Consider the following 22,154-nt stretch of genomic DNA (forward strand, 5'->3'; position numbering starts at 1 on the left):
AAAGTCATGAAACAAAAATTTAACAAGATGACTTTTGGCATAGTGACATCTGGCGCTGATACCTTAGAATGGTCGGCAGAATTGGATTAAGGAATCGTCATTCGTGCTAAAAAATCGATTAGCGAAAGAAGAAAACATGTTGATTGCTGCAGGAGTGCTCACTTGGGCATTAGTCGCTTGGGTTGGGATAAATCAAGCCGCATTGCATACATGGCAAGGCATGCTAAATGCCGTACTGTATGGGCTGTTTGTAGTGCAATTTATACTGATAGCTACCGATAAAGTTGCGCATAATAATATTCGACTTCGCCGCATAACCACGCTAGCAATGCCCTTGATCGTACTGAGCTTATTACTCACGGCAAACCATGCATTGCTGCCGATCCTCTTCGTCATTTGGGCGTCACTGTTGCCTGAGTTTTTTAGTCGTCGCCAAGCCATTTCACAGCTGCTGCTAGCCAACCTTGTTTATTACGCGCTGCTGCAATGGCAATTGCATGAACAAAGCAATGTGTTCAATATTTTGATTTATCTTGGCTTTCAATTCTTTGCCTACAGCAGTAGCCAAGCAAGGCTTTCTGAACGTAAATCACGTTTGATACAAGAACAGCTAAACCAACAGCTTATTGCCACTCGCGCCCTACTGAGCCAAGCCAGCGAACAGCAAGAAAGATTAAGGATATCACGCGATTTGCACGACATTCTCGGCCACCAACTCACAGCGCTTTCCCTGCAATTGGAAGTACTAAGCCATACCGCGCCCGAGGAGCTCAAACCTCAAGTTAACCAAAGTAAATCCTTAGCTAAAGAGCTACTTGAAAGTATTCGCGCCGTCGTCAGGGCTCAAAGAGTGCAAGTGGGATTGGATTTAGTCCCACCTTTAGAGGCACTGATGACCCGCTTACCCAGCGTGACTCTTCACTGCAAAGGGATGAAGCCACTGCAATCAGCCGAACTGACTCAGGCACTACTGTTAGTGCTGCAAGAAGGCATCAGCAACGCCGTTCGTCACGGCAAGGCGAATCAACTGCAATTGAGCATGCAAGACTCCCAAAGCGCGCTGGTATTGCAACTAAGCGACAACGGCGTGGGGCTAACACGGGGAGCCGCGCGAAACGCATCAGCTAAAAGCGGCACAGAGCTAAACGGTCCAGGACAGTTCGGCACTAGGCAGTTCGGTACTGGGCTCGGCGGCATGCAGGAAAGGCTACAACCCTTTAATGGCACCTTGGAGTTAAGGGCAAATGACTCGGCGTCCGGTTGCCAACTCACCCTCACACTCCCTGCACTCGCTTAACTTTTTATTAAAAACGCTTTGGGATCTCTATGGATACGCAAAACAACATTATCAGTGTCGGTTTAGTAGAAGATCAACAATTGGTTCGCCAAGGTATCGCCAGCCTGCTCGCCATTTCCGACAACATTCGCGTGTTATGGCAGGCCGAAGACGGCCAAGATGCACTCAAAAAGCTTGCCAGCAATCCCGTCGATGTACTGCTCAGTGATATCTGCATGCCAAATCTTGATGGTATCGCCATGCTCAAACAGATACGGCAAAGTGCCAATCGCTTACCTGTCATCATGTTAACCACCTTCGACGACAGTGAGTTATTCCTCAATAGTTTACAGGCGGGAGCCAACGGCTTTTTGCTCAAGGACGTGTCACTCGACAAGTTACTGCACGCCATCGAAACCGTCGCCAAAGGCGGCTACTTGATAGAGCCTTCGGTGCTCAAACAGATGAGTGAGCCTAAACCTGCACCTAGCGTTGGGGTAACTAGAAATGAATTATTGTCGGAACGGGAGCGGGAAATTCTCAGTTTTATGGCGGGCGGCTTCTCCAACAAGGAAATCGCCAATGCGGTATTTTTAGCCGAGGGCACAGTGAAGAATCATGTCTCTAACATACTCACTAAACTCGATTGCCGAGACCGTACCCAAGCTGTGCTCAAGGGATTACAACTGGCATTGATTTAACCCATTAGCATTAAACCAAACCCGATTGCCAACAAAAAGGGCCATTTAAGGCCCTTTTTGTGCTCATCTAAAGCGATGAGTTATGACTAAAACCTAACGAAGATCCATCTCTTGGATAATTTCATGGGCAATAGCTGGCGTTGTACAGCTCGGGGTTTCATGCAAATCCGCTTTTAGCTGACCTTTACGGTGCTTAAGTGCTGCATCTAATTTTTTCGATGCGGCTTTGATTGCTGGGTACATAACCTCATCAGTACCTGAAGCAGAAATACGGCTTCCTTCATAATTCGTACGAAGCTCAACCTGATACTCGCCATGCTCTTTCGCAATAATAATGTCCAGTGCGATCAGAGAGGGGAAATGGGTGGCGATTTTTGCAAATTTTTCGTTAACATCTTCTCTAATAGAATCAGTAACATCGACGTGGTGACCAGAAATATTTATTTTCATAGGTTGTCCCTTTTAGTGTCATTACTTTTATTTTTGCTTCACTAATAGAGCTTGGGGCATGCAGGATAAAACACAAGGGTTATTGGCAAATATTTCGGTCAACTCAGGTATTAGCATCTCCTAAATGTGACCTCCATCAAGAAGTCAAAAATAAAACAGCGAGAAAAACATGATTAAGTGATTGATTTATAAACAGGCATTAATAATAAATCAATCACAAAATGCAATACGACATAAGGTAAATACGCTTAATATTTACGTTGCACACTCTGCTGCCAAAACTGTTGGGACAAATGATGCGTCTTGGTCGATAAACGCGACACTTGATCACCCCGCGCCGCCGCATCGAGCGTCTGCTCTAAACTCTGCTGAGCCAAGTCGCTGATCACATGGATAGCTCGGCTAATTTCTGCGGCCACCGAAGTCTGCTGCGTCATCGCCGCCGCATTATCATCACTCAAAGAATTAATTCGCGAAATAGATGAAAGCAACTCGCCAAAAGCCACACTCGCATCTTGCGCTAAGCTTACCGAACGTTTTACCTGTTCCTGCCCTGCCATCATGGTCGAGGTCGCCCTTTGAGTGCTTTCCCTAAAACGGCTAACAATTAACTCGATTTGCGAGGTGGATTGGCTAGTACGGCTCGATAACTGCCTGACCTCATCGGCCACCACGGCAAAACCACGACCACTCTCCCCTGCCCGCGCCGCTTCAATTGCCGCATTTAAGGCTAATAAGTTTGTTTGGTCGGCAATAGCACGTATGACTTCGAGCACTTGGTGAATCGCACGGCTATCTTGTTCAATAGCTTGTACAACATCGGAAAAGTGGCTCACTTGTACACTTAACTGATGTATCGCATCAATAACTGTTTCTAAACGTGAATGACCGCGTTGAGCCGCCTCATGGCTCGACACCATTTCCGAGGCAGTGCGATGAATGTTTCCCGTTACTTCAGCAAAACTGGCACTCATCTGCTCCATCGCAGTCGCAGCTTGCGTGGTTTGTTCACTCTGACTATCGGCGTGCTCCCAAGTGTTTGTAATGGTTTGTTTAAGGCTGACACTTTGTGCTTGGATCTCACTGGCAGAATCAGCCATACGGCCAACAACGCCACCAATTTCAGTGATCAAAAAACGTAGGGCGAGGTCTAATTTACCGATCTCATCTTGGCGGCCGGTGTACACGCCCGTAGCGACGGGATCGTCAATAATGTTAGTTGCCATAGACACAAGCTTTTGCAGCGGCTGCATCAGGTAATACCATGCTAGGCACGCGAGACTCATTCCCACCATCGCGGCAACTATGGGGGAATAACTGGCAATTATCGCCGTAGCCGTAATCGAAACCAACATGGCCAGTAGTATTTTGCCACTGAAACCTAACCTATCTTTACGCAACACTTTAGGTTGCTTGCCCTGATTAATATCACGGTAAATACTCTCAGCGGCTTTAATCTGCTCAGGGGTAGCTTGGCGACGAACAGATTGATACTCATGAACTTTACCATCTTCATACACTGGCGCGACGTAGGCATTCACCCAATAATAGCCGCCCGTTTTGGTGCGATTTTTAACTATCCCCATCCAAGGCTTGCCCTGCTTAATTCGCTCCCAGAGGATCTTAAATGCAGCCGCAGGCATATCTTGATGGCGCACTATGTTATGTGGATTCCCTTGCAACTCAGCAACACTAAACCCACTGATCTGCGAAAAGGTCTGATTCACATATTTAATGTTTCCCTTCAGATCCGTCGTTGATAGTAAAATCGCATTATCTGACAGGTGTGTTTCACCATTTGTAGAATTTTTATGCATAGGGTTATCAGGCTAGGTCTCGGTAAAAAAGATAACGCATTCTGCCAAAACCGTCGTCTATCAAAATTGATAAAGCTCACATTGGCAGCATAAAAATTAACCTAATGCTAAACAAGTAGTAACCACTAAACACATATCAACAAATAAAAACAAACAATTGTGACAGAGCGCTCGTTACGCTACATACGTTAAACTCGCCACCCTACACTCGCTAAAGCAGATCAGCTTAAGATCACAAATTCACATTCGAATCTAAATGATATCGTTTATCATTTGAATTAACTAAGTTATACTTCTCGCGGTTAGCTATCTACTGCTATAGAAATGCATTCGTCGTTAAGCCAAAAAGCTCAAGCACACTTTGCAGAATCAACAGTAACGGATAGCCATAACAGACCCATATTGGCTCGAAATGAGAAGTGGCACTTATGTCTAATACACCCGCGTTTGAAACCTCAACGCAATCTTCTACAACTCAAATGCGCTCGTTCTCGCTGATTTCGCGGGGAATTGTGCAATGGTTTAAGCAAGAGCAATCGCAGTTTGCCTTCAAAGTCTTTGCGCGTGCGAGTGCCGCTCTACTGGCGGGTTATGTTGCGGCAGCAACCTTGGCTTGCCTGCTGACATTAGTGCTACCTATGCCGCGCTTTGAAAGCACGATAACAGCCAATATGTTAGCTTTCCTGTTTTATGCCATTGCTATTATTTATGCCTTTTGTGTGCGTAAAACCTGGCATGCGTGGCGAGATTTAGGCTTAGTGAGTTTGTTATGTTTTGGATTGATCAAGGTATGTGGGCAATAAGATGAAAGAGACATTTTTTAGAACTTTATCTTGGCTACATACCTGGGCAGGCTTGCTGGTATGTTGGGTATTATTGTTGATCTTTTTTGCGGGTAGCTTGAGTTATTTTCGCCATGAGATCAGCCTTTGGAATGAACCCGAATTACACAAAGGGGTTTATCAAGACTACCGAGCCGATACACTCGAAAACCAATTAGATAAAGGTCAAAGTTACATAGAAGCGCATTCGCCGGCAACAGCGCAGCGCTGGATGATAGGTTTTCCAACTGAACGAACCCCCTTTCAAAGCGTTAGCTGGCAACTGCCACCAGAAAAAGGTCAGCGTCGTGGCAAGACTGAAGAACATGTAGCCTTAGCAGATGGCAGCGGCATGATCTCTGAAGTGCGTGAGAGTCGCGGCGGTGATTTCTTCTATCGTCTGCACTTTGACTTGCACTATATGTCCGCTATTACAGCGCGTTATATCGTCGGCGTTTGCACTATGTTTATGCTGATCGCCCTTATCAGTGGCATAGTGATCCACAAACGGATCTTCAAAGATTTGTTCAGTTTTAGACGGGATAAAGGCGCTCGCTCTTGGCTAGACGCGCACAATGTGAGCTCTGTCATCGCCCTGCCCTATCATTTGATGATCACTTATACAGGGCTTATTACCCTAATGCTTATCTATATCCCATGGACGGTTAATACCGCCTATTCGGGTGATAACCAAGCTTTTTTAAAAGAACTTAATCCCGCCAGACAAACCGAGAAAGCTGCAGGGATTAGTGCGCCACAGGTGCAACTGAGCCAATTACTACCTCAAGTGAAAGCCGCATGGGGCGATGCGCCAATTAAGCAAGTGATAGTGTCATACCCTAAAGATCAAAATAGCCAAGTGACCTTTTACCAAAACACAGGTAAAGATGTGACCGATGAAGCCAATATTTTGATATTCAACGGGGTAAATGGTGAGCTTAAATATGCCAGCCCGCACGAAGCCTCTGGAGCCTCCGCGACTTACGATACTATGATGTCGCTGCACACGGCACGTTTTGCCGCACCGCTGCTAAGATTTTTATTCTTTTTCTGCGGTTTATTAGGCTGCGCTATGATCGCGACAGGCACTTTGATGTGGGCCATTCGTCTACGTCAAAAACAGCAAAAATTGATCGATAAAGGCGAGAAACCAAGCTTTGGATTACGTTTAGTTGAAGGGTTAAACTTCATGTTTATCTTAGGACTCCCCTTAGGCACTGTAGCCTTCTTTTATGCCAATCGTCTCTTATCGACAAGTTTTGCAAGCCGCTCTGAATGGGAAGTTCACAGTTTCTTTATCGCGTTAGCGGCAATGGGAGTTTGGGCTTTCTTGGGTCGTTCACGTCGCCAGTGGCAAACCGCATTACGACTCACAGGGACTTTGTGCTGTGCGCTGCCCGTGCTCAATGCCTTCACATCACCAAGCAATATCATCGACAATATCCAATCCCATCAATGGGCTTTAGTCGGATTTGACGTGCTCGCAGTGCTACTTGGTGGCGCTATGCTATTTGCCAGTAAAAGAGTGACTTTGATTGCTAAGGCCCCCGTTAAACGCCCAGCAAAAGCAAAAAATGCACGTAGAAACGAATCCCAAACATCCCTTGCCAGCGACCTTAGTTCGTCATCTTCATTGGAGGAAGCCAAATCATGATGCCAGAATTTATTCCCCTACTTGGGATCTTAGGTTTGAGTTATCTTTCCCTCGCCCTGTTTGCCTTAGCTAAATTTGGTCACTTCAAGGATGTGTTCAATCGTCCACCAGCACAATGGCAAAGTCGTTTGCTAACCTTGTTTGCTTGGTTACTACTGGCATTTAGCTTAAGTGCCTGCGCGAGCGATCAAGGCTGGGCCTACGGGAGCATTTTGTTTATGGGAATAATTTCCCTCGCGGCAATGCTGGTCATCCTAACGTTAAGCTACAGCCCGCGCCATTTACCGATAGGAATCGTCACTGGCAGCGTGCTCACTGGCACTCTATTACTGAGTGCTGGGATCTAATGTCCAGCTAACACTGGCATGGCGATCATGGCTAAGTGAGCACCGCTAGGCTATAGTGCCCTGATGTCCTTCAGATAGGAGAAAATAATGGGCTTTAACTTAACGGTTAACTGGCAAACCTCGCCCGCCGAAGAAGGCGAATTTTGTCGAGACCACAGTATTACCTTTGGCAGCGGCCAGACGATTCAAGCCTCGTCGGCACCGGAATACAAAGGCAATGGGCAAAATGTCAATCCAGAGGAAAGCCTGTTGGCTGCATTATCCTCATGCCATATGTTGACCTTTCTAGCAATTGCGCATCTTAAGCGCTTACCTGTAACCTCCTATGTGGATAATGCCACTGCAGAGCTGGGTAAAAACGACGCGGGCAAGTTGGCCGTCACTAAGATGGTGCTCAATCCTAAGGTCATTTTCGCTGAAGGGGTCGAAGTCAGCCAAGAAACCCTTGAGAAAATTCACGAGAAAGCACATGCAAATTGCTTTATCGCTAATAGTTTAGCAACAGATATTCAAATCAAGTTTTAGGATTTGAGCAGATCTTTATGGCCCGCAGATGGTTTTCCTAAACGGGCTTTTTTATTGCCGCACCGTAACTCAATACCTGTCTGAATCATTGCTATCACCGAATTATCCGCGCCACCTAACCATCCACAGAGTCTAATTTTTCACCATTATTCAGCTCAGGTCCAGCTTTTAAACAGTACGATATAAGCCAATGCTTGGTATCATCTGTTGGAGTTAAAAGATGCACATTCAACCACTGCGAAATTCCCCGTCTGTCAGCCCACAAAAAAATGTCTCCACTGCTGAATTTGCACAGGTTAAAAATCCAGTTCAAACCAGCGCACCAGCATCAACTGATACAGTAACGCTTTCTAGCGATGCAAAACAATTGGCGGCGAATGCGCAAAAACCAGCAGAAATGCCAGCACTGAGGGATAACATAGAAACCTTAGTCGAATTGAAACACGCGAAGATGAAGTATCAAGTGATCGCCGACATGACCAATTTAGCGACAGGAACGAGCCAAGGGATTTCAGCGCCAACGGCCTATTATCTAAGCCATAACGAAGATGCGAGAGCAATGACAGTTAATCACCTTGCCCAACAACAGCAAGTGAACACTATGCAAACCTATGCGGAAACAAGTAAAAATGGGAATAGAAGTATTAATGAATGGGCATAAAAATGGGTGTTGTCTCGGGAACCAAGAGACAACACCCTAACTTTGTACGCGGACATGCTAGCCGAGATACCTTAAATTTCGGTTAAATACTGAATTTAAATATCAATTACTTAGCTTTCATATCCTGTGCCATACCTTTTACAGGCAAAGGTTGCACTTTTAAGGCTGGGATTGGCTGTTTAACCAACTCATCCTTTAAATAACTTATTGCAGTTTCAAGCTGCGCATCTTTTCCATTAAAGGTAGCAAAAGGTAAGTTATCGACTTCAATATCCGGCGTTACGCCATGGCCTTCAAGCACCCAGCGGCCATCCATTGCATACTGTGGATACTCGGCCACCCGCGCCATCCCTTTATCGGTCAACGCATTTCGCCCAGATAACCACACGCCCGCCCCTGCCGTTTGCTTACCAATTAAGGGCGCAATACCGAGTGCTTTAATCCCTGCGGAGAAGGTTTCGCCGTCGGAATAGGTCAGTTCATCGGTTAACACCACTAAATGACCGCGGAAGGTTTGTTGCATATTGGTGTTTGGCGTACCGTGGGTCGGTTGCCAAAACGCCCAAGCGCGGCGTAGTAACTTCTCGATAATCCAACTGTCAATATTGCCACCGCGGTTACGGCGAACATCGATAATCAAACCCTCTTTATCGTAGTTGGCATAAAACTCACGGGCGAAACTTTCAATATCACCACCGCCCATGGCATATAAGTGCAAATAACCCATCTTGCCCTGACTTGCATCCTCGACCACTGCCGCGTTATGGCTCACCCAATCTAAGTAACGTAATTGACTGTCCACCACAGCGCTAACGGGCATGACGATAGTTTTATGGGTTTGGCTACCACGCTTAAGCTGTAGTAATACTTGCTTATCCTGTTGATTGCGTAAAAGACGCGTGACGTCAGCCACATTCGCCACTGGCGTGCCATTGATAGCCAGCAGCATATCACCTTCTTTAGCATCGACTTCGATACGATTTAACGGTGAAGCATTAGCCGGTAACTCAGGATCGTTACTGTAAATGTGCGCGATTTTCACGCCATCTGCAGTTTGTTGTAGGCGCGCGCCAAGGCTTGCCGCTTTAGCCGCATCGGGATCTTGAGGTATGTCACCACCGCGCACCTGTGAGTGCAATGAATCTAATTCGCCCATCATTTGCATGAAGATATCGTTCAGTTCGTTACGATCGGTCAGACGATCGAGCAAAGGCTGATACTTAGCCTTAGTGGCTTGCCAATCGAGGCCACGCATCTTCTTGTCGAAGAAAGATTCTCGGTGCATCAACCACGCATCTTCAAACATTTGCTGCCATTCAAGCTGGGGAGAAATCGCTAGCTGCCATTGTTCCGTTTGCACTTTGGCATTATCCGTATCACCTAATTTATCGCCGCCATCAACAATCAGGAGTGATTTCTCATTACTGTGCTTACGTAGCATCAGCTTTTTACCATCGACAGAAACCTCATATTGGCCAATGTCCTCGGCAAAAACCTCGGCTTTGGGGCTTAATCGGTCAAATTTGATGGTCATTAAATTAGGGGCGACATCGTCGCCAATAGCTTGATCTAACAAATAAAGTCTATCATCGACGACGCGCAGCTTACTGTAATTGCCTGAATCGACAGGCACTTGCCATAAACGCTGGGAGATCCCTGCCCAATCGATTTTCACTGGACTCGGTTTATCCTTAGCATCGGTTTTTTCAACTTGATTCGATTCGAGTTCATTGGGTTTACTAAAGGGGAATTTGGCATTTTTGACCAGTGCGATGGCAAAAATTTGGCTGCGTTTATCAAACACAGGGCCCATGTTTCTATCGCCCCAAGGTGAACTTGGTGTTGCGCTGAATTGGCGGTTTGACAGGAAATATAGCCACTGGCCGTCACTGCTAAAAGTTGGCGAATAGGACTCGTATTTGTCGCTGGTGATCGTCTCGGCCTTATTTTCATCCACAGAATACAGGACGATTTGCGGACGTTGTTTACCGATTTCCGACTTAGTTAATGCAATAAAACGGCTGTCACCGGACCAGCGGATATCGGCGTAAGGCCCAAGTCCCTCGCCATTAGTGATGATTTTTTGATTGGTATTTTTCTTTAAGTCGAGCAGCCAAACGTTACCATCGTTATCGTCATGGGCGATAAATCGACCGTCACTGGACAAATTAAGACTCATTCTTAAAGTATGACCGTCTTTGGTTAACTGTTTAGCGCCACTGCTGCCATCTGCAGGGAATTGCCAAATTTCCTGCTGACCTGTCATGTCGCTAATCGTATAAACCGACTTGCCATCTTGGCTCAACACCGCTTCCCTAACGCGATAAGTCCCCGGCAGTGCAACTTGAACTAAACGCGATCCATCAACACCCGCGATCGCCACGTGGCTGCGGGCGGTAATCACCACTTTATCGCCAGCGGGGGCCAAATTAGTTGAAGAAGCGTAATCCATAGGCTCTGTCACCCAATGCTCACGGCGCTCGGCAAAATCGGAAATGAGTTCAATATTGAGTAACGAGTCTTTAGCGGCCGCAATATCAAACACATGGATATCCGCACCTAACTGGAATACCACTTTGCCTTGGTCCATCCGCGCACCGCGGACCTGCCAATCTTTAAATTGTGTTAACTGTTTTGCATCTGAACCATCGAGCGCACTCGACCAGAGGTTGTCGTTGCCATCGCTGTCGCTAATAAAATAGAGTCTGTCCTGCCATAGCATAGGTTGGCGCACTGAGCCGTCGTGTTGGCCGCTGAGCAACTGTGCTTCGGTTTTGCTGCCGAGTTTAAAGCGCCATAATTCACCTTTTGCACCGCCACGGTACACTTTGGCATTATCGCCAGTCACTTGCAGACCAAAGCGGGTGAAGTACACGTATTCGTTGCGATCATCAATCACACCTTCGACCGCATCGGCTAAGGGTAAATCTGTAGTGGTGAGGGTTTGAGGATCGACGCTGCGCAGCATCCAATTATTAGCAGGACCAAAACCAGTGTCGGTAGAATATAAAATCTCGCCTTTGGCAGTCCAGCCCTGAACTCGTACACGGCTATTCTCAAAAGTCACCCGTTTAGCAACACCGCCCGTAATGGGGATCACATACACTTCGCTCGCGCCTTCATAGTTGGCAACATAAGCAACCCACTTACCGTCGGCCGAAATAGTCGCCCCTAGCTCTTCCGCAGGTAAACTCGTTAAGCGAGTCGCCGCTTTTTGACCTAAGGTCTGAGTCCATAAATCCCCTTCTGCAGTAAAGACTAAGGTTTGATCGTGCAACGCGGGCGCACGGTAATACCCTTGATTGCTCACCGCATCGGCAGCGATGGTTTGGAACGCTGTTAATGTGCCTAGGGCAAGCATACAGCAGGCGACAGAATGGCGAAGTTTCATGTATGACCTCTATCCTATTGTTATTTTTAGCAATAGACTCTTTACTACGAGATTTTGCTAGCAGATTTAGCGAAGAAATTCTTGCCATGGGCTTTTGTAAAAAACCACAATCAAGTCCAAAGCATGGCAATTGAGCCCAACAAGCTAGCAGAATTTGATAGAGAGTTCAGTAACTTCAAGTCAGAGAAGTTTTAGCAAATGTGTCACATCTTAAATCGCGGAGGAACAACTGAATAAAAGACAAGATTCTTTAGAGGAAAACATCAAAGATCATAGCGTTACCATATTGCACTCGGATAAAAATATACCAGAGTCGGACATGAGTGGCTAATGTTAAGGGCTGACATACAGCGTCTTTAGCGGACTGTTTAGGCGGCTCATATTAGACTGTTTCGCCAGTGTCATTTGTTGCCATTTATTGATCACTCGTGCAATTTCACCGTTATCCATCAATGCCTTAATCGCATGATTAAACTGCTCTAACTGGCTTGTCTTGATACTCGCTTTACTGAACATTAAATGAATATGGTTTTGATCTAACACTAACTTAAGTGGCACTAGCTTGATGTGTTGATGCTGGCTGGCGATATAGGGCATGGCTAAGGTATCTCCGACGATCATATCTCCCCTACCGTAGATAAGCATTTGCACAGACTTATTTGAGTCTGGACTTAATACTAACAAGTGCTCCTGCTCTAATCGATATTGAGATTCTTGATAATCTGCACCATACCAACCGCTAGAAGGGACAAGTAGACGCAATTTTTTGGTAAAAATGTCCTCCCATTTATCGATATTAATCTGATCTTTTTGCTCATAAAGTACAAATAAGCGTAGCTCTTCATCTCGGTAATAGGTTGAAAAAAGAGCATAGTTTTGACGTTCATCCGTCATAGTCGCTCCCATCAACACATCTAACTGTCCTGCTCGCAACATCTGATGCGAGCGCTTAGCGGGCACATTAATAAAATGAACTTCACAACCAAGATACACTGCAAATGCCCGCATCAGATCCACATCTAAGCCTTGGGCTTCTCCTTGAGGATCTTGCCAAGCATAGGGAGGCCAATCGTTGTAACCGACTTTAATCGTGTTCTTACAAGGTAAAGGGCTATTGACCTGCGACGCACTTACAGCGGGCAAGACTAAAAAAAACATAAATAAGACAGGAACGTATTTAAACCATGGCATAGGCTAAGTTACTTGCCTCTTAAGTTGATGATCCTCTCTTGATTAAGATGAAGTATAACGATTCAGTGTCAGACTTCCGCGAGGGGGTTCTACCTCAGTAAGCGTAGTTGTCACTTAGATAGCGCGCCATAAACACCGGCGAGATCACAGTAATTAGCCTAAAAAAGGACGGGGGATAATAACAAAAAAGCACAACAGCCAAGAGTGAGATCTAAACGACTCACTATACTGCGATAAAGGCTAAGCCTGAACGCAGGAAATAAAATAAAGTTTTATAAATTTAAATCAGACACTTATAAATAATAGCAACAACTTTAGTGGGATCCCCCATATCGACTTGTAACCAAACTATATGTGTCCCCCCCAATTCCTCCCCCTGAGCCGTGGCGGACTCTTTAGCTTCATCAAGCCGGTTTTCATGGCGGCTCACCCCAGTAACTAAAGCAAAACTATCGCAGTGGGTGACTTCAAAATCGTAGGCCACGTTAATGCGACGATATAGTTCATGCTGCTTGGTCGCACATCCAGATATTAAAACGCAAAAACATGTACTTAACAGAAAAAATTTAGACAAATCAATTAACCCACAGATTAAACACGCGGGTGAACATAACTAATTGCAATAGATAAAATTGTGAACAATGTCACATATAAGAAACCAAGGATAATACAGAAGGTTACAAATATTAATTAAATATCATGTAGTTAACTAAGGGTTGTTTTATGTTCACTGGTAACACAAGCTCATCAATTCCTCACCATAAAACTCACACTTGTAAAAAAAGGGAGCCAAGCTCCCTTCCTGCTTTTACGCCATGTTATTCCACTGCTAGGCAGACATCAGTAGGGCTAAAGCCCTTAAGCTAATATTTTGAATAAATGCACTTTTAATGCAGCAAAATCTGCCGCTAATTCCGCGGATAAGATGGGCTTACTCGCAACAGCTTCAAGCTCAGGCGGCAAGGGTAAGTTAAGCGTTAATTCTCTATCCACAACATCCTTAAATTTAGCGGGATGCGCCGTCCCCAAAAATATACCCACTTCATCGGGCACTAAGGTTAAAGATAAGGCCTTAGCCGCAATCGCCGCGTGGGGCTCAGACACATAACCGTGAGCGTGTAACTCGGCTAATGCCTGTGACGTTTGCTCCTCCGATAAGCGAATACCCACTAAGCTACTCAGTGGCCAGCCTAATTTCTCACAAATGGCTTCCACACGCGGCCAGTTACTGGGTTCACTCACATCCATGGCATTGGACATAGTCGCTTGAGTCGGATTGGGCTGCCATTGGCCATTGTCTAAATAACGCGGCACAGTATCGTTAGCATTGGTCGCGGCAATAAAGCGTTTAACTGGTAATCCCATCGCTTTAGCGAATAAACCTGCGGTGAGGTTGCCAAAGTTACCACTTGGCACCGAAATCACAGGATCGGCTTCATGGCGTTGTTTAGATTGGGCAACCGCTTCAAAGTAATAGCAAATTTGCGCGAGTAAGCGGCTGATGTTGATAGAATTTGCCGAGTTTAAGCTCAAACCATCGCGGACTTCGGGATCATCAAAGGCGCGTTTAACGAGATCTTGGCAGGCATCGAAATCGGACGAGACGGCAACTGTATGGATATTTTTGCCCAACGTCGTGAACATCTTTTCCTGTAGTTCACTGATCTTGCCCTTAGGATAGAGCACCACGACATTGACTTTCTCTAGTCCATAGAAGGCATCGGCAACCGCAGCGCCAGTGTCGCCCGAGGTCGCAGTCAAAATGGTTAAGCGCGTGTCACCCACAAAGGCATTAACGCATTGCGCCATAAAACGCGCCCCAAAATCTTTAAATGCCAGTGTTGGACCGTGGAATAATTCGAGGCAAGCGCGCTGCTCATCGACGGCAACCAAAGGTAAATCAAAGTTAAAGGCACGCTCAACTAATTTATCGACCGCATCTTGGCCTAACTCAGAGGCAAGCCATGCGCCGAGTACTTTTTTACTGCGCTCAACGAATGGCAACGCCAGCAGCCCTTCAATATCGTCTAATACGGGTATTTGACTAGGAAAGAACAAACCTCTGTCTTTACCTAACCCCAGCTGTACCGCCTCTTTAAAGCTCACTTTCTGCGAAGGGTGTTTTAAATTATATAGTTCCATGCTCACTCAACCTTTTGATGCTAAACCTTAAATGCTAATTTGGGGTACTTAGTCGTAGCTAAATTAACTATTAATCGACTCTACGCGTGCCTTGCTCATCGAGGCGACACACGTGGGCAAAGCCACCCTCCTCAGTGAGATAATGCAGTTCTAACCAAGCTTTAGCGGTATTTGCCGTGGCTAAATCATCGGTTATTGAAAACAGCGTTGGGCCGCTGCCCGAAATCCCCGTAGTCAACATGCCTAAATCGGCTAAAGCGGCTCTGGCCTTGTCGTAACCCGGGATCGCGGCGGCGCGATAAGGCTCGGCTAACACATCCTTTAATACGCTGATCGCAAGCTTGGCATTCTGCTGGTAAGACGCATGCACAAAGGCGCTTAAATAACGGCCAAAATCGATAGTGACACTTTTATCATATTGATCTGGCATGAGTTTGCGCATCATTGCCGTTGAAAGTGAAATCCCAGGATAGGCCACAACCCAATACCATTCTTTAAAGCTGGGTATTGCTTCGCAAACTGTACCCGGCACATTGAGCATCAATTGCATGCCGCCCAAGTAACAAGGAGCGACGTTGTCATAATGCACACTGCCGCTGATCTTCCCTTCAAACTCGCCCATCAGTTCCAGCAGTGCTTGCTCGTTATAGGGTCTATCAAAATGTTCATTCAAGGCATATAACGCCGCCACGACAGAGCTGGCACTCGACCCCAAGCCACTACCGACGGGCAGGTTCTTTTCCAGTGTGAGTGCCACGCCTTCATCTGCTTTACCCTGCGCAGTTAAAAACTCCTTACTCATGGCTGTTAAGAAGAATTCGGCACATTGGTACACTATATTGTCTTTCGGATTTTCAGGCAGTTTATGGGCCCAAGCACCAGTCTGCGCCAAACTCACACCCGACGCTGCCGGGGCGATAGTCACTCTATCGCCCAGTAAACTACCATCAATCGGCGCCAAAGCAGCGCCAAGTAAATCAAATCCGACGCCCACGTTACCCATAGAGGCTGGAGCGTAAACGGTCAAACTCATACACTCACCTCACGAGTCCAATTCAAGGTTCTTAATACATCGGCAAAGGCACCAGCAGCGGTCACTTCAGTCCCTGCTCCATAGCCGCGTAGCACAAAGGGAATAGGCTGATAATAGCGGCTATAGAACGCCAAGGCATTTTCACCGCCTTTAACGCTATAAAGCGGATCCTGTGCATCCACTTCGGCGATACGCACACGGCACACACCATCCTCAATTTGCCCAACATAACGCAACACTTTACCTTGAGCTTTGGCCTGCGCCACTTTTGCGGCAATTGCAGCATCAACTTGCGGTAATCGTGCCATAAAGCTTTCAACATCACCTGAATCATCAAACTCGGCTGGCAATACAGATTCAACCTGCACATCACTGAGATCTAACTTTAGTCCCACTTCACGGGCAAGAATGAGCACCTTACGCGCCACATCCATACCACTCAAATCATCACGGGGATCGGGCTCAGTAAAACATTTTTCCCGTGCCAGACCAGTCGCTTCAGAAAGCGTCATACCTTCATCGAGCATGCCGAAGATAAAGGATAAAGAGCCCGATAAAATACCGTTAAATTTATGCAGTTTGTCACCCGCAAATAACAGTTTTTTCAGGTTATCGATCACAGGTAAACCCGCACCGACTGTGGTTTCGTATAAGAATTGGCGACGCTGTTTTAATGCCGTTTGGCGCAGTGCTTGATAATAAGCATAATCGCGAGTGTTCGACTTTTTATTGGGCGTGACCACATGCAAACCAGAGTTCATCACATCCAAATACAGATCCGATACTTGCTCGCTCGAAGTGCAATCCACCAGCACAGGATTCAGTAATTGTTGCTCTTTCACCCATGCAAGTAACGCTGGAATATCACAGGCTTGCTGACTATCGGAAAGCAAACTAGACCAGTTGCTTAAATCGATACCCGCACTGTCGAGTAACATCTTGTTCGAATTCACTATACCGCAAACACGGATACTGATGTGCTGCTCTTTAAGCATGGCGGACTGTTGTTTTATCTGCTCGAGCAGACCAGCACCCACGTTGCCGCATCCCACTAAAAACACATCTAAATATTGCTGCACATCGAAAAAGCCTTGATGACAAGCCGCCACCGCATGCTTAGTCTTACGCTGCTCGATCACCGTCGAAATTGAGCGCTCGGACGATCCTTGGGCGATAGCGATAATGTTCACGCTCGCCTGCGCTAACGCTTGGAAGAAACGAGCCGCCACCCCTTTATGGGTGCGCATGCCATCACCAATCAAAGAAACGATAGCGAGTTCATGACGCATAGCGATAGGTTCAAGCAAATCACTTTTTATTTCTAATTCAAACTCTTGCTCTAAAGCCCACTTCACTTTGGCCGAGTCAGACGTCGCCACACAGAAGCTAATACTGTATTCAGAGGAGCTTTGGGTGATTAAAGACACAGACACGCCGCTGCGGGAAATCGCCGCTAAAGTGCGGCTCGCCATGCCAACCATGCCTTTCATGCCTGGGCCTGAAATATCGAACATGGTCTGGTTATCTAAATTGGAGATAGCTTTAACCTGTAAGCCGGTTTCATCGGCTTGGTTTGATACCAGAGTGCCGGGCGCATCAGGGTTAAAACTGTTTTTGATATAACAGGGAATATGGAACTGGGCGATAGGTGCAATAGTCTTAGGATGCAACACCTTAGCACCAAAATAGGAAAGCTCCATAGCCTCTTGATAGCTCAGTTGTGACAACAACTTAGCATCGGCAACCACACGGGGATCAGTATTATAAACGCCGTCAACATCGGTCCAGATTTCACAACTTGACGCATCTAAACAGGCGGCGAGCACTGCAGCAGAATAGTCAGAACCATTACGGCCTAATGTCACCACTTTGCCCTGTTCATCGGCGGCGGTGAAACCCGGCATTACCCATACGCGCTTTTCACCTAATGCCAACGCACGAAACCTTGGCTTACTCACAGCGATATCGACCACGGATTCTAACGGCCGACCACGACCTAGAAACAAGGCGCGCGGATCGAGTTGAGCAGACGTGATCCCCTTAGATAGCATCACTTGTTCCATCAAGGCTGCAGATAAACGCTCACCTGCCACCACGATTTCAGCACGTATGCCATCGGGACACTCTTGCAGTAAGCTAATGCCACGTAATCTATCCTGCCAAATCACCAGCTGTGCATTAAGTCCAGAAAAGAGCTGTTCACTCTGCTCACTCGACAACATTGAAGTAACAGCATCTTGGTATAGCGAGGTAAATACCCGCTCAACATGCTGCAGCACAGGCGAATAATCTTCACCTTTGACTGCTACATCAACCATTTCTAGTAACGCATTTGTCACAGTCGCCGGGGCCGATAGCACAGTGGCTATGGGTTCAAGCTTAGATGACTTAGCAACGATATCCGCCGCCATCGAGAATCGCTGCCAATTTGCAAGCGAGGTACCACCAAATTTCATTACTTTCATCTTGTTCTCCTGTACCGCGCCCGACTTAGAAATAAGAGCTAGAAACAAAAAAGCCCGCTTCTTTGTGGGAAGCGGGCTCATCGTTAAAATTCTTTAGGGTGTATCAGCCCGCCCCCACTGTTGTTGTAGTGGTGGTTGTAATAATGGTAGTTACTACGAAACCTAGGCTATGCATGTGTTTGGGCTAATCCATGTTAATTTCTTGATAAACAGAATTGCTTTTTTTACCCGCGCTTGTCAACCCCTAAAATGGATTATTTATAGGCAAATATTAACGCTCGATAAAATACTGCATCAAGATTCGTTAATATGAAGTTTTCTAGGGGTAAAAATGCGATTTACGCAACAGATAACTGTTGACGTCAACGTAACACTGTACGAAAAACATTAGATAATCACTTGTTTTACATCTGATTATTTATAATGCATTTTAAAATAATGCGTTATTTGTTCTACCTCATCACTCAGGCTAAATTAACAGGCTAACGAGCAAAAAACACATTACTCATCCTTTCTACCGTAAAGCACCGACAAATTTGCCTAAAAAAAACCTGTGCGATATCTAACATAAGCCACTTCAAATTATCGCCAGCACTAAAAAAGCACGTTATTATGCGCGCACATTACGAATTGGAGGCGATATGAAGATCACTCAACACAGCGCGGTAACCATTCATTACCGTTTATCAGATCAAGAAGGCAGACTATTAGAAGACTCTTTCGACTCTGAACCTATGCTATATCTACACGGCACTGAAAACCTGATCCCAGGTTTAGAAGCCGCATTAGATGGTAAAAGCAAAGGCGAAAAACTCGATGTCACTATTAGTGCCGAAGAAGCCTATGGGCCTTATCACGATGGCCTACGTCAAGCCGTGCCATTAGAAGCCTTTGGTGATATCGAAGATATCGTCCCAGGTATGCGCTTCATCGCTGAAACTGAAATGGGTCAACGCCCAGTTCAAGTCATGGAAGTGAAAGACGATGTGGTTATCGTCGATGGCAACCATCCTTTAGCGGGCCAATCGCTCAATTTCAGCGTCGAAATCGTTGACGTTCGTGAAGCCTCAGCCGAAGAAATCGCTCATGGCCACATTCATGCCCAAGGTGGTTGTGGAAGCCATGGACATGATCACGACCACGGCGGTGGATGCTGTGGCGGTTCAGGCAAACAAGAAGCGGGCGGCTGTTGTGGTGGTTCAGACCACGATCATGGACACCACCATGAAGAGCACGAAGCCTGTGACACACCTAAAACAGGCTGTGACGGCAATGGCGGCTGTGGTTGCCGCGGCTAAACAAAGCCTGATACCAGAAGTTAAACGAGAAGTTGTTTATCCGTAAGTGATTAAACTGCCATGGTTTAACCTTTTAAAATGCACGCCCTTAATTTAAGGTCGTGCATTTTTTATACACAAGCGTTTATAATATTCGTAATAGATAAATAACTGACTGGTAAATTGAAGTATTCAAATTTTATATGAATATTTTCAATTAGATATTGATATCAACCTAAGTTAAGCGACGGAGTGCTTATGTTAACCAAACCACTTTACGAAATTTTGCCTTTTGGCTACATGGCGCTCGGTAGTTCGAGTTTTATTGCACTCGACATCAACTATGCCTTGATAGCGGCAACTGTGGTATTTGTATTAGGTGCGAGGATCTACGTTATGCGTTCTCAAAACCGTCGAACAGACTCGGCTAAGCGGCGTAAATCGGGTTATCTTCCCGAGATAATTTATAACTTTCTACCTTTTATCTATCTCTTAGCGGCGCTGGCTATCTTTAAATTCCTTCCCAAGGATCTTTACCCAATTCTGGCTATCTGTTTACTCAGCTACGGCTTATACATTCTGGTTCGTCGTTCCCTCTATCGTCGTCATAAGCTTCCCATCACGCCTTAAGGCTTAGTTCTATTCACCACAGTAGGAGCAGATGATATTCACAAGAGTTGTATCCACATGAACACTAACCAATTAATTTTTGAACTTTCGCCCTATGCTCAGAAGACATATTCTTCAAATAATTAGAACAACGTGTAATCGTTGCAATACTGACTTCATATTCCGCAGCGATATGCCTTTGACTCATTTCCCCGTCTAGCAGCAATTGAAAGACCTTCAAACGTCCGGCAACGGCACTACGTTCTTCTTCGGTTAACAGTAAATGAAACAACACAGAAAGATCTTCATAATTGCTGTGGCTCAAAATTTTTTCTAATACTAGATCCCAGTTAGCTCGCATAATCACCCTCATAAGTACTGTTCAAGCATTACATTAGCAGTCTAACAGATTTAGCCTACTTACAAATAAATTGTTACGTTTAGTCGTCTTATCCAGACAAAAACTGACAAAATTGCTTCTAGTACATCAAGTTAATTTGTGTACAATAGACGTGCAATGTCACACTTCGACGCTAATTTGTGAGAATACGATGAAAAAATTACTACTTACTCTCGTTGCCAGTACCTTATTGGCTTCAACTGCTCAAGCACACAATTTCGAAGACTCTAAAGATGCAATTGAATACCGCCAATCTGCATTTGGTCTTATTGCTTATAACTTCGGCGATATGGCTGCCATGATGAAAGGCAAAAAACCTTTCGAAGCAGAAACCTTCGCAATGCGCGCAACGAATGTTGCTGCATTATCCAAAATTCCTTTCGAAGGTTTTATTGATGGCTCAGACAAAGGTGATACCGAAGCCCTAGCCAAAGTTTGGCAAGACAGAGCTGATTTTGATGCAAAAATGAAAACCTTCCAAGAAAATGCTGCCATTCTGGCTACTGTAGCTCAAAAAGGTAATCAAGCTGAAATCAAACAAGCCTTTATGGACACAGGAAAAAGTTGTAAAAGTTGTCACGACATTTATAAGAAAGATTAGTTTGACGTTGTTTTTCCCATCAAAAAGCCTGCTAAATAGCAGGCTTTTTGTTGTTCCCAAACTAAGTATAAATCTACAGAACTTGCACTATTGGCCACATTAAATAGCCAAAGACCACAGCGGCGCATACTGTGAACAGCACTAAAGCAAGCCACTCAGACTTGAATCGAAGCTCGCTCTTCGCACTTGATGAAAAAGCAACCTTCGAGACTTTCTTGTAACCACTGATCATAGCACCAACTAACTTATCCCCTTTCATGGCATGAATAATCACAGCCAGTACATGAATGGCACTCAGCAAGAGAATAAGGTTAAAGTTCGTTTTGTGTAACCAAGTCAAAAATCCACTGATATCTGAATTGACGTAGCTATATAGCGGACCTTCGGTAAAAATATCATCGGTCGCAAAAAGGCCTGTAACTAATTGAAGGCTAATGATCCCAATCAACGCGATGACCATATAGCCACCGATAGGATTGTGTCCAAGTACCACAGACATCCCTTTAGTTCGAATCGATCTCAAGTAGTCGAGTACAACTTTGGGGTGATGAACAAAGTGGCTAAACCTTGCCGTATCGCTACCAATGAGCCCCCAGAGGATCCTAAATCCAATAAGGATCAGCAAACTATAAGCAAAAATTTGATGCCACTGCATTTCGCCCGCATCGGCACTCCACCATAAAAGTGCCAACAGACACACCATACCCCAATGGAAAATTCGCGTGGGTAAATCCCAGACCTTAATTTTAACGTGTTCAGTATTCATAAAATGGGCAAACTCAAAGTGACCGAA

At 45.6% G+C, this 22,154-nt stretch carries 20 protein-coding genes; 10 read left to right on the forward strand and 10 right to left on the reverse strand.

Annotated features, from left to right (window positions below):
* Positions 1-103: 103 nt before the first annotated feature.
* Together AAA952_RS01635 and AAA952_RS01640 are read left to right on the forward strand one after the other, a co-directional pair.
* The gene (locus tag AAA952_RS01635; protein WP_338253816.1) at positions 104-1,297 is read left to right on the forward strand and encodes a sensor histidine kinase; all 1,194 of its coding nucleotides are present in this window, start codon (positions 104-106) and stop codon (positions 1,295-1,297) included.
* A gap of 29 nt (positions 1,298-1,326) precedes the next feature.
* Positions 1,327-1,977, forward strand: coding sequence for a response regulator transcription factor (locus tag AAA952_RS01640; RefSeq protein WP_263140430.1), 651 nt, complete (start codon positions 1,327-1,329; stop codon positions 1,975-1,977).
* A 93-nt stretch (positions 1,978-2,070) separates the two neighbouring features.
* Here the strand turns inward: AAA952_RS01640 and hpf are convergent, their stop codons facing one another.
* A complete protein-coding gene (gene hpf, locus AAA952_RS01645) occupies positions 2,071-2,427 on the reverse strand; it encodes a ribosome hibernation-promoting factor, HPF/YfiA family (RefSeq protein WP_028760784.1) in 357 nt (118 codons plus the stop codon).
* A 248-nt stretch (positions 2,428-2,675) separates the two neighbouring features.
* On the reverse strand, positions 2,676-4,244 hold the full coding sequence (locus tag AAA952_RS01650; RefSeq protein ID WP_173497036.1) for a methyl-accepting chemotaxis protein: 1,569 nt from the start codon (positions 4,242-4,244) through the stop codon (positions 2,676-2,678).
* A 428-nt stretch (positions 4,245-4,672) separates the two neighbouring features.
* Between AAA952_RS01650 and AAA952_RS01655 the strand changes: the two genes are divergently transcribed.
* The 5 genes from AAA952_RS01655 (at position 4,673) to AAA952_RS01675 (ending at position 8,252) form a co-directional block, all read left to right on the forward strand.
* Positions 4,673-5,047, forward strand: a complete 375-nt coding sequence (locus AAA952_RS01655; protein WP_131523016.1) for a DUF3649 domain-containing protein — start codon at positions 4,673-4,675, stop codon at positions 5,045-5,047.
* 1 nt (position 5,048) lies between these two features.
* Complete coding sequence (locus AAA952_RS01660) at positions 5,049-6,719, forward strand: PepSY-associated TM helix domain-containing protein (protein ID WP_263206039.1); 1,671 nt, start codon at positions 5,049-5,051, stop codon at positions 6,717-6,719.
* Positions 6,716-7,066, forward strand: a complete 351-nt coding sequence (locus AAA952_RS01665; protein WP_113940646.1) for a DUF3325 domain-containing protein — start codon at positions 6,716-6,718, stop codon at positions 7,064-7,066. The genes AAA952_RS01660 and AAA952_RS01665 overlap by 4 nt, the downstream gene beginning before the upstream one ends.
* Positions 7,067-7,153: 87 nt before the next feature.
* Positions 7,154-7,591: an OsmC family protein gene (locus tag AAA952_RS01670; protein ID WP_131523019.1), complete on the forward strand. Its 438-nt coding sequence runs from the start codon at positions 7,154-7,156 to the stop codon at positions 7,589-7,591.
* Between the two features lie 220 nt (positions 7,592-7,811).
* The gene (locus tag AAA952_RS01675) at positions 7,812-8,252 is read left to right on the forward strand and encodes a hypothetical protein (RefSeq protein ID WP_113940647.1); all 441 of its coding nucleotides are present in this window, start codon (positions 7,812-7,814) and stop codon (positions 8,250-8,252) included.
* 106 nt (positions 8,253-8,358) lie between these two features.
* Here the strand turns inward: AAA952_RS01675 and AAA952_RS01680 are convergent, their stop codons facing one another.
* The 6 genes from AAA952_RS01680 to thrA all read right to left on the reverse strand — a co-directional run bounded on the left by AAA952_RS01680 (position 8,359) and on the right by thrA (position 18,474).
* On the reverse strand, positions 8,359-11,643 hold the full coding sequence (locus AAA952_RS01680) for a S41 family peptidase (protein WP_338253830.1): 3,285 nt from the start codon (positions 11,641-11,643) through the stop codon (positions 8,359-8,361).
* A 333-nt stretch (positions 11,644-11,976) separates the two neighbouring features.
* Positions 11,977-12,834, reverse strand: coding sequence for a substrate-binding periplasmic protein (locus AAA952_RS01685; protein WP_338253832.1), 858 nt, complete (start codon positions 12,832-12,834; stop codon positions 11,977-11,979).
* Positions 12,835-13,114: 280 nt separating this feature from the next.
* The gene (locus tag AAA952_RS01690) at positions 13,115-13,408 is read right to left on the reverse strand and encodes a hypothetical protein (RefSeq protein ID WP_028760793.1); all 294 of its coding nucleotides are present in this window, start codon (positions 13,406-13,408) and stop codon (positions 13,115-13,117) included.
* Between the two features lie 284 nt (positions 13,409-13,692).
* Positions 13,693-14,976 carry a threonine synthase gene (gene thrC, locus AAA952_RS01695; protein ID WP_338253835.1) on the reverse strand — a complete coding sequence of 428 codons (1,284 nt, stop codon included), beginning with the start codon at positions 14,974-14,976 and terminating at the stop codon, positions 13,693-13,695.
* Between the two features lie 70 nt (positions 14,977-15,046).
* Positions 15,047-16,009: a homoserine kinase gene (gene thrB / locus AAA952_RS01700; protein ID WP_338253836.1), complete on the reverse strand. Its 963-nt coding sequence runs from the start codon at positions 16,007-16,009 to the stop codon at positions 15,047-15,049.
* Positions 16,006-18,474, reverse strand: a complete 2,469-nt coding sequence (gene thrA / locus AAA952_RS01705) for a bifunctional aspartate kinase/homoserine dehydrogenase I (protein WP_338253839.1) — start codon at positions 18,472-18,474, stop codon at positions 16,006-16,008. Before thrA ends, thrB begins: the two co-directional genes overlap by 4 nt.
* Positions 18,475-19,115: 641 nt before the next feature.
* On the opposite strand from thrA, the gene slyD reads away from it, so the two are divergent.
* Positions 19,116-19,772: a peptidylprolyl isomerase gene (gene slyD / locus AAA952_RS01710; RefSeq protein WP_028760797.1), complete on the forward strand. Its 657-nt coding sequence runs from the start codon at positions 19,116-19,118 to the stop codon at positions 19,770-19,772.
* Positions 19,773-20,009: 237 nt separating this feature from the next.
* On the forward strand, positions 20,010-20,381 hold the full coding sequence (locus tag AAA952_RS01715) for a hypothetical protein (RefSeq protein WP_028760798.1): 372 nt from the start codon (positions 20,010-20,012) through the stop codon (positions 20,379-20,381).
* Between the two features lie 64 nt (positions 20,382-20,445).
* Here the strand turns inward: AAA952_RS01715 and trpR are convergent, their stop codons facing one another.
* A complete protein-coding gene (trpR, locus tag AAA952_RS01720) occupies positions 20,446-20,721 on the reverse strand; it encodes a trp operon repressor (protein ID WP_028760799.1) in 276 nt (91 codons plus the stop codon).
* Between the two features lie 190 nt (positions 20,722-20,911).
* Between trpR and AAA952_RS01725 the strand changes: the two genes are divergently transcribed.
* Complete coding sequence (locus AAA952_RS01725) at positions 20,912-21,361, forward strand: c-type cytochrome (protein WP_028760800.1); 450 nt, start codon at positions 20,912-20,914, stop codon at positions 21,359-21,361.
* A 73-nt stretch (positions 21,362-21,434) separates the two neighbouring features.
* On the opposite strand, the gene AAA952_RS01730 is transcribed toward AAA952_RS01725, so the two are convergent.
* Positions 21,435-22,127, reverse strand: coding sequence for a cytochrome b/b6 domain-containing protein (locus tag AAA952_RS01730; RefSeq protein WP_338253843.1), 693 nt, complete (start codon positions 22,125-22,127; stop codon positions 21,435-21,437).
* Between the last annotated feature and the right edge of the window lie 27 nt (positions 22,128-22,154).

The sequence above is a fragment of the Shewanella sp. M-Br genome (assembly GCF_036245925.1).
Lineage (GTDB): Bacteria > Pseudomonadota > Gammaproteobacteria > Enterobacterales > Shewanellaceae > Shewanella > Shewanella oncorhynchi.